Genomic DNA, 13706 nt, shown 5'->3' with positions numbered 1-13706 from the left:
TCCGGATCACGCCTCGACAACCTTAAGCTTGGCATCGAAGACACCAAGCACGCGGCCGAGTTCCTGGCCGCGCTTGAGGATGCGGCCGCCGGCGGCGATGACGGCGAAAGCGCCTTGCCGGCGCGCCAGCCTGGGGTCCTTGACGATCTGGAACAGCGGCACTTCGCTGGCCCGGCGGAAGACGGAAAAGACAGCGCGATCAGTGAGATGGTCGATCGCGTAGTCGCGCCATTCATTGGCCGCAACCATGCGTCCGTAAAGCCTCAGGATCTGGTCGAGCTCGCGCCGGTCGAATCGCACCGGCTGGTCGAGGCGTGCGTTGCGCGCCTCGTGCAACGGGATCAATATTCCGGATGCTTCCCCATCCTCCGTCCCGCCGCTGTGATCGGTCATGCCTCGATCCTTCGATTGAATCATGCGCCGGCCAAGGTTCGCGCTTTCATAAGGGAATTGCAAGGGCGCGATGGAATTGCAGGCCGGCCGAACACGCGCGGGGTCGCGCGTTTTCCCAAACGTCCAGTCACGTTTGCGAAACACATGTTGGAATTGGTGATGCTCCGCCACATTCTCGCCACAAATAATCCGCGCTCATGCCCCAATGTCCGACGAATTTACGGTCGTTGCCTGAGACGGTTCGGTCCGGCACCGGCTCGTAAACCCCAAGCCCCCCGCCCACGGGTCAGCGTCGGATCGAACCAACCTCGGTTTTTCCTTGGAAAAATCAGGTGCGACGATCCCAAAACCTGAATGACCGGCGTCAGAAGCAAGCTGACGCCGGTTTTTTATTGCTCGGCAGAACTCTCCCTTCTCCCCTTGTGGGAGAAGGTGGCCGCGAAGCGGCCGGATGAGGGGTGCTCCAGGGAACGCCAACGTCTCACTCTGCTGGAACACCCCTCATCCGTCTCGGCGCTGCGCGCCGATCCACCTTCTCCCACAAGGGGAGAAGGGGTTTATGGCTTGCGGATGAAGGCGGCGCCGAGGATCGGTCCCGGCATGCCGTCCTTGCCGACCGACTGCAGCAGCACCGCGCAGCCGCCCTTCTTGGCGATCTCGGTCATCGGCAGTTCGTAGCGCTGCGCCTTGCCGTGCCACATGCCGGCGGTCTGGATGTCGGAAACGGCGTTCCAGTAGGTCAGGCTGCGGCCGCTGTTCTCGCCCTGGCCGATCTTCACCATCTGCGGCGGATCGAAATAGACGATCACCACATGGGCGTCGGTCGGGCCGTTGCCGGCATCGCCCGCGTCGATCATGACGCGGTCGCTGGTGCGGCTCACCTTGATGCCGACCCGCATGCCCTCGCCGGTCCGGTCCATCCGGGCCAAGGCGCCGTCGACATCCTTGCGGCTGGCACCGTTGACGTGGCTGCGCCCATTGATGACCGCTTGCGGCGTGTAGACCGAGCGGCTGCCGAAGGCGCGCATATAGTCATATTGGCGCTCGGTGTTCTCCTTGGTGCTCAGCGTGTCCTGCCAGCCGAGGTAGTCCCAGTAATTGACGTGGTAGGCGAGCGCGATGATGTCGTCCTTGCCGGCGAGCTCGGCGAAGAGCTCGTCGGCCGGCGGACAGGAACTGCAGCCTTGGCTGGTGAACAATTCGACCACGCCCAGGGGCTTGTCGATTTCGGCGTTGTCGGTCCGCGGCTTATCCATCACGGCCTTTCCGGGCTCGGCTGCAAGGGCCACGCCGCCCAACGCCGTGAGGGCCAGCGCCAGTGCCGCAAGCCGCAATCGTCCTTGAATTGCCATGACTTTCCAATTCCCGCCGGTGACGCCGACCTTGTTCTGATTGCTAAAATGTGTGGCAGAAGCGCCAGTCAACGGGAAGTCACGTTGCGGTGAAATTTTTGCTGTTGCAGCCGCAGGCAAGCGCGCAATAGGAGGGGCGGCTGCATTTCAAGGCGCGGTTCGATTCGGGGGCAGCATCCTCACCATGTGGCAAACTCTCCTGACGCCTGTCGATCTCTATTGCGAACGGACGGGGCCTGGACTTTGGGCGGAGCCGGCCAATGCTTTGACCAACCTGGCGTTCATTGCCGCGGGACTGTGGGGCGTCTGGCAGGTGCAGCGCTACAAGACCGGTACCTTCGCCGAAGTGCTGGCCTGGTGGGTGGTGGCGATCGGCATCGGCTCGACCCTGTTCCATACCTTCGCCAGCAAAGGCACGATCTGGGCCGATATCCTGCCGATCGCCGGCTTCACGCTGGCCTACACGCTGTTCAACCTGCGGCGCTTTCTCGGCATGGAGTGGGGCAAGGCGATCCTCGTCTTCGTCGCCTTCTATGTCGTCGCCGGCCTGATTGCCTTCGCCGTGCCGGACTGGCTGCGCCAGGCTTCGAACGGCACGACGAACTACCTGCCGCCTTTCCTGGCGCTCGCCTTCTTCGGGGCGTGGGTGGCGGCCACCGGCAACCGGGCCGGCTGGTACAATCTGACCGGATCGGCGATCTTCGTCGTCTCGGCGATCTGCCGCATGATCGATCCGCTGGTCTGTCCCAGCTTCCCGCTCGGCACGCATTTCCTCTGGCACGTCTTCAACGGGCTGATGCTGGCCGTGCTGCTGGCGGCGACGGCGCGGTTTGGGAAAGCGAAGGCAGTAGGCAGTAGGCAGTAGGCAGTAGGCAGTAGGCAGTAGGCAGTAGGCAGTAGGCAGTAGGCAGTAGGCAGTAGGGTGTCCTGTTTCCCTGCTGCCTAAGCCCTACTGCCTGGCCGCTACGCGGCCAAGTCGCGCAGCACGTACTGCAAGATGCCGCCGTTCTTGAAGTAGTCGAGCTCGTCCAGCGTATCGATGCGGCAGACGATCGGCACGTTCTTCACCGTGCCGTCGCCATAGGTGACCTTGGCGACCATCTTCTGGCGCGGCTTGATCGTGTCCAGGCCGTCGATCTCGACCAACTCGTCGCCCTTCAAATTGAGGGAGGCCCATGAGGTGCCGTCCTCGAAGACGAAGGGGATGACGCCCATGCCGACCAGGTTGGAGCGGTGGATGCGCTCGAAGGACTGGGCGATGACCGCGCGGACGCCGAGCAGGTTAGTGCCCTTTGCCGCCCAGTCGCGCGAGGAGCCGTTGCCGTATTCGACGCCGGCGAAGATCACCAGCGGCACGCCTTCCTGCTTGTATTCCATGGCGGCATCGTAGATCGACATCTCCTCCTTCGAAGGATAGTGGATCGTGTAGCCGCCTTCGCGGCCGTTCTCGCCCAGCATGTGGTTGCGGATGCGGATGTTGGCGAAGGTGCCGCGCATCATCACCTCATGATTGCCGCGCCGCGTGCCGTACTGGTTGAAGTCGGCGACGCCGACACCATGCTCGGTGAGATACTTGCCGGCCGGCGAAGCGGCCTTGATCGAACCGGCCGGCGAGATGTGGTCGGTGGTGATCTTGTCGCCGAACAGACCGAGCACGCGCGCGCCCTTGATGTCGCCGACCTTGCCGAAGGCGCGGCCCATGCCGGCGAAATAGGGCGGGTTCTGCACATAGGTCGAGTGGTCGTCCCAGGCGTAAGTCTGGCCTTCCGGCACCTTGACCTTCTGCCAATAGGCGTCGCCCTTGAAGACGTCGGCATATTTGCGGGCGAACAGCTCGCGGGTGACGTTCTTCTCGATGAACTCCTGGATCTCGGCCGATGTCGGCCAGATGTCCTTGAGATAGACCGGCTTGCCGTCGCTGCCTTCGCCGAGCGGCTCGGTCGTCAGATCCCTGGTCACCGTGCCGGCCAGCGCATGCGCGACTACCAGCGGCGGCGAGGCGAGGTAGTTCGCCTGCACGTCCGGCGAGACGCGGCCTTCGAAGTTGCGGTTGCCGGACAAGACCGCGGCGGCGATCAGACCCTTGTCGTTGATGGTCTTCGAGATCGGCGCCGGCAGCGGGCCGGAATTGCCGATGCAGGTGGTGCAGCCGAAGCCGACCAGGTTGAAACCGATCTGGTCGAGCTCCTTCTGCAGGCCGGACTTTTCGAGATATTCGGCCACCACCTGGCTGCCCGGTGCGAGCGAGGTTTTCACCCACGGCTTCTGCTTCAGGCCGCGCCGGTTGGCGTTGCGGGCCAAGAGGCCGGCGCCGATCAGCACGCTCGGGTTAGAGGTGTTGGTGCACGACGTGATGGCGGCGATGACGACGTCGCCATGGCCGAGATCGTGATCGGTGCCCTCGACGGCGTAGCGCTTCGAGATCTCGGCTGCCTTCTTGTATTCGGTCTCCATTGCCTTGGCGAAGCCGGCGGGGATGTCCTGCAGGGCGACGCGGCCCTCGGGACGCTTCGGGCCGGCCATCGACGGCACGACGTCGCCGAGGTCGAGCTCGAGCAGGTCGGTGAAGACCGGGTCGGCCGAGCTTGTGTCGCGCCACATGCCTTGCGCCTTGGAATAGGCCTCGACCAGCGCGATGCGGTTCTCCTCGCGGCCGGACATGGTCAGATAGCGGATGGTCTCCGAATCGACCGGGAAGAAGCCGCAGGTGGCGCCATATTCCGGCGCCATGTTGCCGATGGTGGCGCGGTCGGCCAGCGTCATGTTGGAGAGGCCGGGGCCGAAGAACTCGACGAATTTGCCGACGACGCCCTTCTTGCGCAGCATCTGGGTGACGGTGAGCACGAGATCGGTGGCGGTGACGCCTTCCTTGAGCCTGCCGGTGAGGCGGAAGCCGATGACCTCGGGCAAAAGCATGGAGACCGGCTGGCCGAGCATCGCGGCCTCGGCCTCGATGCCGCCGACGCCCCAGCCCAAAACGCCGAGGCCGTTGATCATGGTGGTGTGCGAATCGGTGCCGACGCAGGTGTCGGGATAGGCGACGGTCTCGCCGTCCTCGGCGTTGGTCCACACGACCTGGCCGAGATATTCGAGGTTGACCTGGTGACAGATGCCGGTGCCGGGCGGCACGACGCGGAAGTTGCGGAAGGCCTGCTGGCCCCATTTGAGGAACTTGTAGCGCTCCTCATTGCGCTCATATTCCAACTCGACATTGCGGGCGAAGGCCATCGGCGTGCCGAACTCGTCAACGATGACGGAGTGGTCGATGACGAGATCGACCGGCACCAGCGGATTGATCTTTTCCGGGTCGCCGCCGAGCGCCTTGATGCCGTCGCGCATGGCGGCGAGGTCGACCACGGCCGGAACGCCGGTAAAATCCTGCATCAGCACGCGGGCCGGGCGATAGGCGATCTCGACACCGGCGGTGCCCTTGTCGGCCAGCCAGGCGGCGACCGCCTGGATCGATTCCCTGGTGACCGAGCGGCCATCCTCGTTGCGCAGCAGGTTCTCCAGCAGCACCTTCATCGAATAGGGTAGCCGGGCGATGCCGGTGAGGCCGTTCTTCTCGGCCTCAACGAGGTCGAAATAAACATAGTCCGCGCCACCTACGGTCAGGGTGCGGCGGCAATTGAAACTGTCGAGGAATTTCGTCACGGCGATCCGTCCTTGTCTGTTCAGCCTGAAAGGGAACGGACGCCGTTGGCATGCAATCACGCGCAAAGGTGCGGGTACGGCCATTTCCGCTGTCCGCTCCCAAGCAACCCGAGCCGTTCAAGGCGGCGCGTGCGCTGGTTCGGCGCTAATTCTGATCCCGCGCCGACCGCTGGCACGGATGAACCGCATATAGAGAATTTCCCGGAATAGTTCTAGACAGTCGAAAGACGAATTTGCGTGAGGCGGCGAGCGCCGCGCAACGGTGCTTTCGGGACGGGCAAGAATGCGGCTGATCGCCGAAAATCTGGGCGGCGAGCGCGGCGGCGAGACGGTTTTCTCCAACATCGGCTTCACGCTCGACAAGGGCGAGGCGCTCATCGTCACCGGGCCGAACGGCGCGGGCAAATCGACGCTGCTGAGAATCGTCGCCGGGCTGCTGCCGGCCGCCGGAGGCAAGGTGCTTGTCGAGGGCGGCGGCGAGGCTTTCCCGACGGTCGCCTCGGCTTCGCATTATCTCGGCCATCTCAACGCAATGAAGACAGCGCTCAGCGTCGAGGAGAATCTCGGCTTCTGGCGCGCCTTCCAGGGCGAGCCGGGGCTGGACGTCGAAGAGGCGCTGGAGACGGTGGCGCTCGGCGGGCTCGGGCATCTGCCCTTCGGCTATCTGTCGACGGGGCAGAGGCGACGCGCGTCGATCGCCAAGCTTCTGGTCAGCCGGCGGCCAGTCTGGCTGCTCGACGAGCCGACGGCGGGATTGGACAAGGCCTCGGAGGAGCGGTTCGCTGGGCTGATGCGGGGGCATCTGGCGGATGGAGGGATCGTGGTGGCGGCAACGCATCTGCCGCTGGGGTTGGAGGGGGCGCGCGAGCTGCAAATGAGGGTAGCCGGTTGACGTTAGCGCTAAGCCCCCCCCTCTGCCCTGCCGGGCATCTCCCCCTCAAGGGGGGAGATCAGCAGCTCAGGCGTCCCATTTGCCTTGCTACGCTGGAGATTGGCGAAAGCCGAGGCGACATCCAATCTCCCCGCTTGAGGGAGAGATGGCCGGCAGGCCAGAGAGGGGGGCCTGGGCGCAGGCATCCCAAATCATGCTAGCCCTCTTCCTGCGCGACATCCGCCTCTCGATCCGTGCCGGCGGCGGGGCGCTGATCGGCGTGATTTTTTTCCTCGCGGTCATCGTCACCATCCCGTTCGGCGTCGGCCCCGATCTCAATCTGCTCGCCCGCATCGGTCCGGCGATCCTGTGGATTGCTGCGCTGCTTGCCTGCCTGCTCGGGCTCGACCGGCTGTTCCAGGCCGACCGCGAGGACGGCTCGCTGGATCTCCTGGTGCTGAACAACGACCGCCACATGCTGGCGCTGACGGTGCTGACGAAATGCCTGGCGCACTGGACCGGCAGCGTGCTGCCGCTGGTGGTCGCGGCACCTCTGCTCGGCCTGTTCATGAATATGGAGCCGCTGGGCATCGGCGCCACGGCGCTCACATTGCTCGTCGGCACGCCGGCCATCACCTTCATCGGCGCGGCGGGCGCAGCGGTGGCGGTGGCGCTGCCGCGCGGCGGATTGCTTATTTCCGTGCTGGTGCTCCCTTTGATCATTCCGGTGCTGATCTTCGGCGTTTCGGCAAGCTATGGCGCTGTCGCCGATCCGGCGCCGTTCCTGCAGCCTTTCCTCATTCTTGCCGCGCTCACGCTGTTTCTTGCGGTGCTCGGTCCACTGGCGGCGGCGCTGGCGTTGCGGCACGGAACGGATTGAGGCGACGAGGACGTTCCTTCACTGCGGCACCGCGGCAAATTGCGGACCGGCCAGCGCGGGGTTATGGAAAGACATGATCGGAACGGTTGACATGGCTACGAGCAGGGAGCGGTCGCTATGAGCGCGCACGCCCTTTTCGTCACTGCCGCCTATGCCATCACGGCCGTCGTGCTGGCCGGACTGATCGGCTGGATCCTGCTCGACCAGCGGGCGCGCAGGCGTGAGCTTGCCGCACTTGAAGCAGCCGGGGTGCGGCGGCGTTCCGACAAGGGCGTCAAATCATGAGCCTCGAAAGCGAAGCTCCGGCGCCGCGCCGCCGCCTGTTCGTGCTTCTGCCGCTGCTGGTGTTCCTGGGGCTGGCGGGGCTGTTCCTGTCGCAACTGCTCTCAGGCCGCGACGTTTCGGAAATCCCCTCGGCGCTGATCGGCCTGCCGGCGCCGCAGACGGACTTGCCGCCGCTCGAAGGGACGAGCCTGCCGGGGCTCGCGTCAAAAGACTTTGCCGGCAAGGTGACGCTGGTCAACGTGTTCGCGTCCTGGTGCGCGCCGTGCCGCGAGGAGCATCCGGTGCTGCTCGGCCTGTCGCAGGACAAGCGCTTCACGCTCGCCGCGCTGAACTACAAGGACCAGCCCGAAAACGCCCGCCGCTTCCTTGGCGAGCTCGGCAATCCGTATCAGGCGATCGGCGCCGATCCGGCCGGGCGCGCGGCAATCGACTGGGGCGTCTACGGCGTGCCGGAGACCTTCGTCATCGGCAAGGACGGCAAGATTGCCTACAAGCATGTCGGGCCACTGACGCCCGACTCGGTGAGGGCGTTGCTGTTGCCGCAGATTGAGAAAGCACTGGCGGCGCCTGGTTGACGCGCCCCCTCATCCGGCCGCTTCGCGGCCACCTTCTCCCCGAGGGGAGAAGAGGTTGACGTCGGCGCATACCTGCTCCTCTCCCCTTGGGGAGAGGTCGGATTGCCCCGAATTGCCCTTCGCAATTCGGTTGGCAATCCGGGTGAGGGGGAATTCCCCTCGACCGGAATGACTCAGCCGTAGATCTGCTTGTGGATTTGGTAGAGCATCTCGGAACGGTCGGCGCGCAGATCGGCGAGATCGCGGCTCGACAGGTTCTCGATTTCGGCGACGAGGCGGTTGTAGTGGCGGCGCTTGGCCATGGTGGCGCGGGCGCGGGAGACAAGATTGTCGAACATGACAGGGTTCCTTCTTCGTTATTCCTCCCTGACGATTGCCAGCATGACATAGGAATGATGCATTGCAAAAGAAAGATGTTGCAATGCACCATTGCAGCCAGCGCATAGCCGGTTAATTGCTCGCTAACAGGCTCTGCATTCGGCGCGCGGCCATGCAGGGTCGTCCGGCTTCACGCAGTTCTCATCCGTTTTTGTCATACAAATTGCTGGCCTGGCGTCTTGCCAGAACGGCTGCGGGCTGGCTTGATCCGCGCGTCACCTGATGCCGGGAGGAAATTGATGGCGGCCGCAGACTATTACGAAGTTCTCGATCCGCGCTTCGCGCGCCTGTTCAACGGCAACGCGCAGGTGGAGAAGCTGTTCACCGGCTGCCGCTGGGCGGAAGGGCCTGCCTGGTTCGCTGCCGGCCGCTACGTCGTCTGGTCTGACATCCCGAACAACCGCATGTTGCGCTATGACGAGACCGACGGCAGCGTCAGCGTGTTCCGCCAGCCGTCCGGCAATTCCAACGGCAACACGGTAGACCCGCAGGGCCGGCTGGTGACCTGCGAGCATTCCGGCCGCCGCGTCAGCCGGACGGAATTCGACGGCTCGGTCACCACCATCGCCGACAAATGGAAAGGCAAGCGGCTGAACTCGCCCAACGACGTGGTGGTGCGCTCCGACGGCTCGATCTGGTTCACCGATCCGAGCTACGGCATCGACACCGACTATGAGGGCGACAAGGCCGAAAGCGAGATCGGCGCCTGCAATGTCTATCGCGTCGATCCCGAGACCGGCGATGTCGAGGCCGTCATCACCGACATGGTGCGGCCCAACGGGCTCGCCTTCTCGCTCGACGAAAGCCTGCTTTATGTCGTCGATACCGGCCGGACACATGGCGAGAAGAATCCCGCGCATATGCGCGTCTTCAATGTCGGCAAGCACGGCAAGAAGGTTTCCGGCGGCAAGGTCTTCGCCGACTGCACCGCCGGCCTGTTCGACGGGTTCCGGCTCGATTCGGACGGACGCATCTGGACAAGTGCTGCCGACGGTATCCATTGCTACGACCCCGACGGCACGCTGATCGGCAAGGTGAAGGTGCCGGAGGTGACCGCCAACTGCGTGTTCGGCGGCAACAAGCTCAACTGCCTCTACATCGCCGGCACCACCTCGCTCTACATGGTGCGGCTCATGGTGAACGGGGCCAAGACGTACTGATAGCGAGGCATATCAGCGGGAGAGAAAAATGCCATTCGTCAATATCCGCATCGTCAAGGAAGTGATCGCCGCCGATCCGGCCGGCAAGAAGGCTGACATCGCCAAGAAGGTGACTGCGGCCATCATGGACGCCACCGGGCTCGGCAATGACGATGTCTGGGTGGTGTTCGAGGAGGTCAACGCCCGCGACTGGTTTGTCGGCAAGACCGATGTCGAGACGCGGAGGAAGGGGTAGCTTCTTCCTTCTCCCCTTGTGGGAGAAGGTGGCCTCGCGAAGCGAGGTCGGATGAGGGGTGCTCCAGCTTGGCGACGCCGTTTGTCCCGCGACGAGGTCGCCGTCGTCTCACTCCGCTGGAACACCCCTCATCCGTCTCGGCGCTGCGCGCCGATCCACCTTCTCCCACAAGGGGAGAAGGGGAAGACGCGCCACTCATCGTCCGCCAATAAACCCCACGAAAGCCTCGATCGCCGCACGCATCGCCCTTCGGTTCGCAGGGTCTGCCAAAATAGCCTCCACCTCTGCCGGCTTCTTGCCCAGCAGCGCGATCTCCAGCGCTCTCTCCTCATATATCGCGAACGACATCGTCCGCATGATCTCGGCAAGCGCCGCCCGCGCATAGAGCGAGCGGGGCGAGGCGTGGACCAGCATCGCCGGCTTGCCGACCGCGGCGTCGCGCGAGACCAGCCAGTCCAACGCGTTCTTCATGCCGCCGGGCACGCCATGCGCATATTCCGGGCAGGAGACGATGACGCCGTTTGCGCGGGTGATCGTCTCGATCAGCGCTGCCGCTTCGGGCGGCGTGCGCTCGCCCTCGTCGTCGGGGTTGAAGATCGGCAGCCGGCCGAGGCCATCATAAACCTCGACGCGGCAGCCCGCGGGCGCATTGGCGGCCAATGCGGCAACCAGGGCCGAGTTGGTCGAGCCGGCGCGCAGGCTGCCCGATATGGCGATGATCTCGATCAAGGGAGAGCCGGACGAAGGGTTGAGTCGTTCGGCAAGCTTACCACATGGTCTGGCGGTAATCGTCGTCCAGCTCGCGGTCGATCTCGCCGGCGCTTTCGCTGAGCGCCAGCTGGTCGCGGATGATCTGGCCGAGGGTCGGCAGGGTCGCGCGGTCGTACCAGGTCTCCGGCCTCCAGAGATCGGAGCGCATGAAGGCCTTGGCGCAATGCATATGGGCGGCCTTGACCGTCACCACGATCACGCTCAGCGGCTCCTTGCCGTCGACGGCCAGCCGTTCGCGCAAGGTCGGGTCGACGGTGATGCGGGCGTCGCCATTGACGCGCAGCGTCTCGTTCATGCCGGGGATTAGGAAAAGCAGCCCGATCGATGGGTTGCGGATGATGTTTTCCAGCGTGTCCAGACGGTTGTTTCCGGGACGGTCGAGAATGGCGATGGTGGAGTTGTCGAGGATGGCGGCGAAGCCGGGCTTGTCGCCATTACAGCGCCGCGCGTCCTTTGGACGCGCAAAGGACGCTGTAACACTTTTGATTTGGCGCATGATCCTTTCCGAAAATCGATTTCGATTTTCGGGGTCATGCGCTAGGCGTCACGTCGGCATTGCCGGCGCCGTCGGAGGAGTCGATCAGCACGAAGGGGCTCTTGCCGATGAAGGAGCGGCAATGGCCGTCGAGGGCCTTGAGCTCCTTGCGGATCGAGCCGTCGGTCGGCCGGGGCGTCTTGTAGACCGTCCTCAGCTCGTCATGCGTGGTGAGGAATTCCATACCGCCCCCCTTTCTGACGCAATTCCGGACGGAGATTACGGCGAAGTCGCCGAACCCGACCGGCAGCCGCTTTTCCTGGAATTGCTTTAGTTTCCGGCCTTCTCTTGCTTGGACTTTTCCTCCAGCGAGTGGCGCATGATCAGCGGCATCTGGCTGAAGGTGAACAGCAAAGTGATCGGGATGGTGCCCCAGACCTTGAAATAAAGCCAGGTCGCCTCGGAAAAGTTGCGCCACACGACCTCGTTGAGCACGGCGAGGAACAGGAAGAACAGGCCCCAGCGGAAGGTCAGCTTGCGCCAGCCCTCGGCATCGAGCTGGAAGGCGGAATCGAAGACGTAGCCGAGCAGCGAGCGGCCGAACAGCAGCCCGCCGAGCAGCGTGACGCCGAACAGCGAATTGATGATCGTCGGCTTCATGAAGGCGAAGGTCTTGTCCTGCAGGTAAAGCGCCAGCGCGCCGAAGACGAACACGACGATCGCCGAGACCAGCGGCATCAGCGGCAGGCTGCGCGTCAGCAGCCAGGAGGCGCTCAGCGAAAGCGCCGTCGCGGCCATGAAGAAGGCGGTGGCGATCAGGATCGGCTCGCCGAGATGGGCGAGCACCGGAAATTTCTCGGCCAGCCACTCGCCGCGGATGGTGGTGAAGAAGAACACCAGGCCAGGGCCAAGCTCGAGCAGGAACTTCAAGCCGGGGTTGATCGGCTTGCGGCGTGGATCGGACGGGTCGCGTTCGATGATGTTCATAAAAGTCCTTCTTGCGCACGATCTGGCCGAAAAGCAGGCGGCCTTGCAAGATCGCGCCTTGTTCAAGCCACGCCGGCGATGGCTCTCGCGAATTCGCTGGCGGAAAACGGTTCAAGGTCGTCGACCTGCTCGCCGACGCCGATGAAATAGACCGGCAGCCGGTGCTTGGCGGCGATCGCCACCAGAATACCGCCGCGCGCCGTGCCGTCCAGCTTGGTCATCACCAGGCCGTTGACGCCGGCGACGTTGCGGAAGATCTCAACCTGGTTCAGCGCGTTCTGGCCGGTTGTGGCATCGACCGTCTGCAGCACCGTGTGCGGCGCTTCGGGATCGAGCTTGCCCAGCACGCGCACGATCTTCTCCAGCTCGGCCATCAGCTCGGTCTTGTTCTGCAGGCGCCCAGCCGTGTCAATGATCAGCACGTCGGAGCCGGCCTCCTTGGCCTTCTCGAATGCGTCATAGGCAAGGCCCGCCGCATCGGCGCCGAGCTTGGAGGCGACGACCGGCGATTTCGTGCGCTCGCCCCAGATCTTGAGCTGCTCGATCGCGGCGGCGCGGAACGTGTCGCCTGCTGCCAGCATCACCTTGAGGCCGCCATCGGTCAGCTTGGCGGCCAGTTTGCCGATGGTGGTGGTCTTGCCGGTGCCGTTGACGCCGACGACCAGGACGACATGCGGCTTGTGGCTGAGGTCGAGCTCGAGCGGCCTGGCGACCGGCGCCAGCACCTTCTCCACCTCCGCCGCCATCACGGCGCGGACTTCCGAGTCCGAGACATCCTTGCCGTAGCGGCTGGAGGCAAGCGAATCGGTGACGCGCAGCGCGGTTTCCACGCCGAGATCGGCGCGGATCAGCACGTCCTCCAGGTCCTGCAGCGTGTCCTCGTCCAGCTTGCGCTTGGTGAAGACGCCGGCGATGTTGCCGGTAAGCTCGCGCGAGGATCGGGCCAGCCCGTCGCGCATGCGCTGGAACCAGGAGCGCCGCGGCGCCGGCTCCGGCGCCTTCATCGGCTCGGCCTTCTGCTCGACCTTTTTTGAGACCGTTACCTTGCCGGCAGAGGGGGCGGGTGTCGGCGGCGACGGCAAAGCCCCCGGCTCCGGTGCGATCTCGGCATGGATCGGCTGCGGCTCCACGGGCGCGGGCTGTCGAATAGGAGGCGCGATTTCCGCTACGGCTTCGGCGGATGGTTCCACAGAGGGCGGCGCCGCTGGCGGAACCTCGATGGGCGCTGGCGTTTCGACCGGGACTTCGGCAGGCGGCGTCGGCACTTCGACCGCTGGCTGCTCAGGCAGCGGTTCCGGACGCGAAGGCTCGATGTCAGGTTGCGTCGGCACAGGTGCGGGCACTTCCTGCGGAGCAGGTTCGGGTGTCGGCGCAGGTAAAGGCTCAGGTTGTGCCGGCGGCACTTCCTCGGGGGCCGGCGTCTCCGGCTTCTCGGGCGCCGGTTGCGGCTCTTCTTCCGGCTCGGGCTGAGGCAGCGGTTCCGGCTCGGCGGGAATGGTGGGCTCCGGCACCGGCGGGATGGATGGAGCGGGCTCCGGCTTCGGCTCTTCGGGGACCGGTTGAGGCTCAGCCTCGGGCTTCAGCGCCTCCAGCGCGTCCCATTTGATCGGCGGCAGCGTCTCGTCGACGCGCTCCTCGACGACTTCTTTCCTGCCGAACGAAAATATCTTCTTGAAGAAACCAGCCATGC

Annotated in this window: 15 protein-coding genes and 1 pseudogene; 7 read left to right on the top strand and 9 right to left on the bottom strand. The window is 64.5% G+C overall.

Features of this window, described 5'->3' with window-relative positions:
- Nucleotides 1-6: 6 nt before the first annotated feature.
- Complete coding sequence (locus FJW05_RS19425) at nucleotides 7-393, bottom strand: DUF2794 domain-containing protein (protein WP_140546946.1); 387 nt, start codon at nucleotides 391-393, stop codon at nucleotides 7-9.
- Between the two features lie 557 nt (nucleotides 394-950).
- Nucleotides 951-1745 carry a thioredoxin family protein gene (locus FJW05_RS19420; protein WP_140634917.1) on the bottom strand — a complete coding sequence of 265 codons (795 nt, stop codon included), beginning with the start codon at nucleotides 1743-1745 and terminating at the stop codon, nucleotides 951-953.
- Nucleotides 1746-1929: 184 nt separating this feature from the next.
- Here FJW05_RS19420 and FJW05_RS19415 point away from each other — a divergent pair, with 184 nt between their 5' ends.
- Nucleotides 1930-2610 (top strand): ceramidase domain-containing protein, encoded by a 681-nt coding sequence (locus FJW05_RS19415; protein ID WP_140634915.1) that lies wholly within the window; start codon nucleotides 1930-1932, stop codon nucleotides 2608-2610.
- 98 nt (nucleotides 2611-2708) lie between these two features.
- On the opposite strand, the gene acnA is transcribed toward FJW05_RS19415, so the two are convergent.
- Nucleotides 2709-5399 (bottom strand): aconitate hydratase AcnA, encoded by a 2691-nt coding sequence (gene acnA, locus FJW05_RS19410; RefSeq protein WP_140634913.1) that lies wholly within the window; start codon nucleotides 5397-5399, stop codon nucleotides 2709-2711.
- Nucleotides 5400-5682: 283 nt separating this feature from the next.
- Here acnA and ccmA point away from each other — a divergent pair, with 283 nt between their 5' ends.
- From ccmA to FJW05_RS19385, 4 genes are all read left to right on the top strand, one after another.
- Nucleotides 5683-6291 (top strand): heme ABC exporter ATP-binding protein CcmA, encoded by a 609-nt coding sequence (gene ccmA, locus FJW05_RS19405; RefSeq protein WP_140634911.1) that lies wholly within the window; start codon nucleotides 5683-5685, stop codon nucleotides 6289-6291.
- A gap of 193 nt (nucleotides 6292-6484) precedes the next feature.
- Nucleotides 6485-7150 carry a heme exporter protein CcmB gene (gene ccmB / locus FJW05_RS19395; RefSeq protein WP_140634907.1) on the top strand — a complete coding sequence of 222 codons (666 nt, stop codon included), beginning with the start codon at nucleotides 6485-6487 and terminating at the stop codon, nucleotides 7148-7150.
- A 117-nt stretch (nucleotides 7151-7267) separates the two neighbouring features.
- The gene (gene ccmD, locus FJW05_RS19390) at nucleotides 7268-7435 is read left to right on the top strand and encodes a heme exporter protein CcmD (protein WP_140634905.1); all 168 of its coding nucleotides are present in this window, start codon (nucleotides 7268-7270) and stop codon (nucleotides 7433-7435) included.
- Nucleotides 7432-8010 carry a DsbE family thiol:disulfide interchange protein gene (locus FJW05_RS19385; protein WP_140634903.1) on the top strand — a complete coding sequence of 193 codons (579 nt, stop codon included), beginning with the start codon at nucleotides 7432-7434 and terminating at the stop codon, nucleotides 8008-8010. Before ccmD ends, FJW05_RS19385 begins: the two co-directional genes overlap by 4 nt.
- 173 nt (nucleotides 8011-8183) lie before the next feature.
- Here FJW05_RS19385 and FJW05_RS27475 read toward each other — a convergent pair whose 3' ends face one another.
- Nucleotides 8184-8348, bottom strand: coding sequence for a hypothetical protein (locus FJW05_RS27475; protein ID WP_181165005.1), 165 nt, complete (start codon nucleotides 8346-8348; stop codon nucleotides 8184-8186).
- A gap of 279 nt (nucleotides 8349-8627) precedes the next feature.
- Here FJW05_RS27475 and FJW05_RS19380 point away from each other — a divergent pair, with 279 nt between their 5' ends.
- Together FJW05_RS19380 and FJW05_RS19375 are read left to right on the top strand one after the other, a co-directional pair.
- A complete protein-coding gene (locus FJW05_RS19380; RefSeq protein WP_140634901.1) occupies nucleotides 8628-9548 on the top strand; it encodes an SMP-30/gluconolactonase/LRE family protein in 921 nt (306 codons plus the stop codon).
- 28 nt (nucleotides 9549-9576) lie between these two features.
- Nucleotides 9577-9783, top strand: coding sequence for a 4-oxalocrotonate tautomerase family protein (locus FJW05_RS19375; RefSeq protein WP_140634900.1), 207 nt, complete (start codon nucleotides 9577-9579; stop codon nucleotides 9781-9783).
- Between the two features lie 195 nt (nucleotides 9784-9978).
- On the opposite strand, the gene FJW05_RS19370 is transcribed toward FJW05_RS19375, so the two are convergent.
- The 5 genes and pseudogenes from FJW05_RS19370 to ftsY form a co-directional block, all read right to left on the bottom strand.
- Entirely contained in the window at nucleotides 9979-10512 is a 534-nt protein-coding gene (locus FJW05_RS19370; RefSeq protein ID WP_140634897.1) for an NADPH-dependent FMN reductase, read from the bottom strand.
- A gap of 37 nt (nucleotides 10513-10549) precedes the next feature.
- Nucleotides 10550-11050: an MSMEG_1061 family FMN-dependent PPOX-type flavoprotein gene (locus FJW05_RS19365; protein ID WP_181165004.1), complete on the bottom strand. Its 501-nt coding sequence runs from the start codon at nucleotides 11048-11050 to the stop codon at nucleotides 10550-10552.
- A 43-nt stretch (nucleotides 11051-11093) separates the two neighbouring features.
- Nucleotides 11094-11273 (bottom strand): annotated as a pseudogene (locus FJW05_RS19360) (pyridoxamine 5'-phosphate oxidase family protein); the annotation flags it as partial.
- A gap of 86 nt (nucleotides 11274-11359) precedes the next feature.
- On the bottom strand, nucleotides 11360-12016 hold the full coding sequence (locus FJW05_RS19355) for a septation protein A (RefSeq protein WP_140634896.1): 657 nt from the start codon (nucleotides 12014-12016) through the stop codon (nucleotides 11360-11362).
- A 62-nt stretch (nucleotides 12017-12078) separates the two neighbouring features.
- Nucleotides 12079-13704, bottom strand: coding sequence for a signal recognition particle-docking protein FtsY (gene ftsY, locus FJW05_RS19350; protein ID WP_140634894.1), 1626 nt, complete (start codon nucleotides 13702-13704; stop codon nucleotides 12079-12081).
- Nucleotides 13705-13706: the final 2 nt, after the last annotated feature.

It is taken from the genome of Mesorhizobium sp. B2-9-1 (assembly GCF_006439455.1).
Taxonomy (GTDB): Bacteria; Pseudomonadota; Alphaproteobacteria; order Rhizobiales; family Rhizobiaceae; genus Mesorhizobium.
Note: the sequence above shows the minus strand (reverse complement) of the source record. Positions and strands in the feature narration are given on the sequence as shown.

Excerpts from the sequence above, each read along its gene's own strand:
- FJW05_RS19425 (WP_140546946.1), bottom strand. The coding sequence starts at position 393 with ATGACCGATCACAGCGGCGGGACGGAGGATGGGGAAGCATCCGGAATA.
- ccmB (WP_140634907.1), top strand. The coding sequence starts at position 6,485 with ATGCTAGCCCTCTTCCTGCGCGACATCCGCCTCTCGATCCGTGCCGGC.
- FJW05_RS19375 (WP_140634900.1), top strand. The coding sequence starts at position 9,577 with ATGCCATTCGTCAATATCCGCATCGTCAAGGAAGTGATCGCCGCCGAT.
- FJW05_RS19385 (WP_140634903.1), top strand. The coding sequence starts at position 7,432 with ATGAGCCTCGAAAGCGAAGCTCCGGCGCCGCGCCGCCGCCTGTTCGTG.
- FJW05_RS19420 (WP_140634917.1), bottom strand. The coding sequence starts at position 1,745 with ATGGCAATTCAAGGACGATTGCGGCTTGCGGCACTGGCGCTGGCCCTC.
- FJW05_RS19355 (WP_140634896.1), bottom strand. The coding sequence starts at position 12,016 with ATGAACATCATCGAACGCGACCCGTCCGATCCACGCCGCAAGCCGATC.
- FJW05_RS19415 (WP_140634915.1), top strand. The coding sequence starts at position 1,930 with ATGTGGCAAACTCTCCTGACGCCTGTCGATCTCTATTGCGAACGGACG.
- FJW05_RS19380 (WP_140634901.1), top strand. The coding sequence starts at position 8,628 with ATGGCGGCCGCAGACTATTACGAAGTTCTCGATCCGCGCTTCGCGCGC.
- ftsY (WP_140634894.1), bottom strand. The coding sequence starts at position 13,704 with ATGGCTGGTTTCTTCAAGAAGATATTTTCGTTCGGCAGGAAAGAAGTC.
- FJW05_RS27475 (WP_181165005.1), bottom strand. The coding sequence starts at position 8,348 with ATGTTCGACAATCTTGTCTCCCGCGCCCGCGCCACCATGGCCAAGCGC.
- ccmD (WP_140634905.1), top strand. The coding sequence starts at position 7,268 with ATGAGCGCGCACGCCCTTTTCGTCACTGCCGCCTATGCCATCACGGCC.
- FJW05_RS19365 (WP_181165004.1), bottom strand. The coding sequence starts at position 11,050 with ATGCGCCAAATCAAAAGTGTTACAGCGTCCTTTGCGCGTCCAAAGGAC.
- ccmA (WP_140634911.1), top strand. The coding sequence starts at position 5,683 with ATGCGGCTGATCGCCGAAAATCTGGGCGGCGAGCGCGGCGGCGAGACG.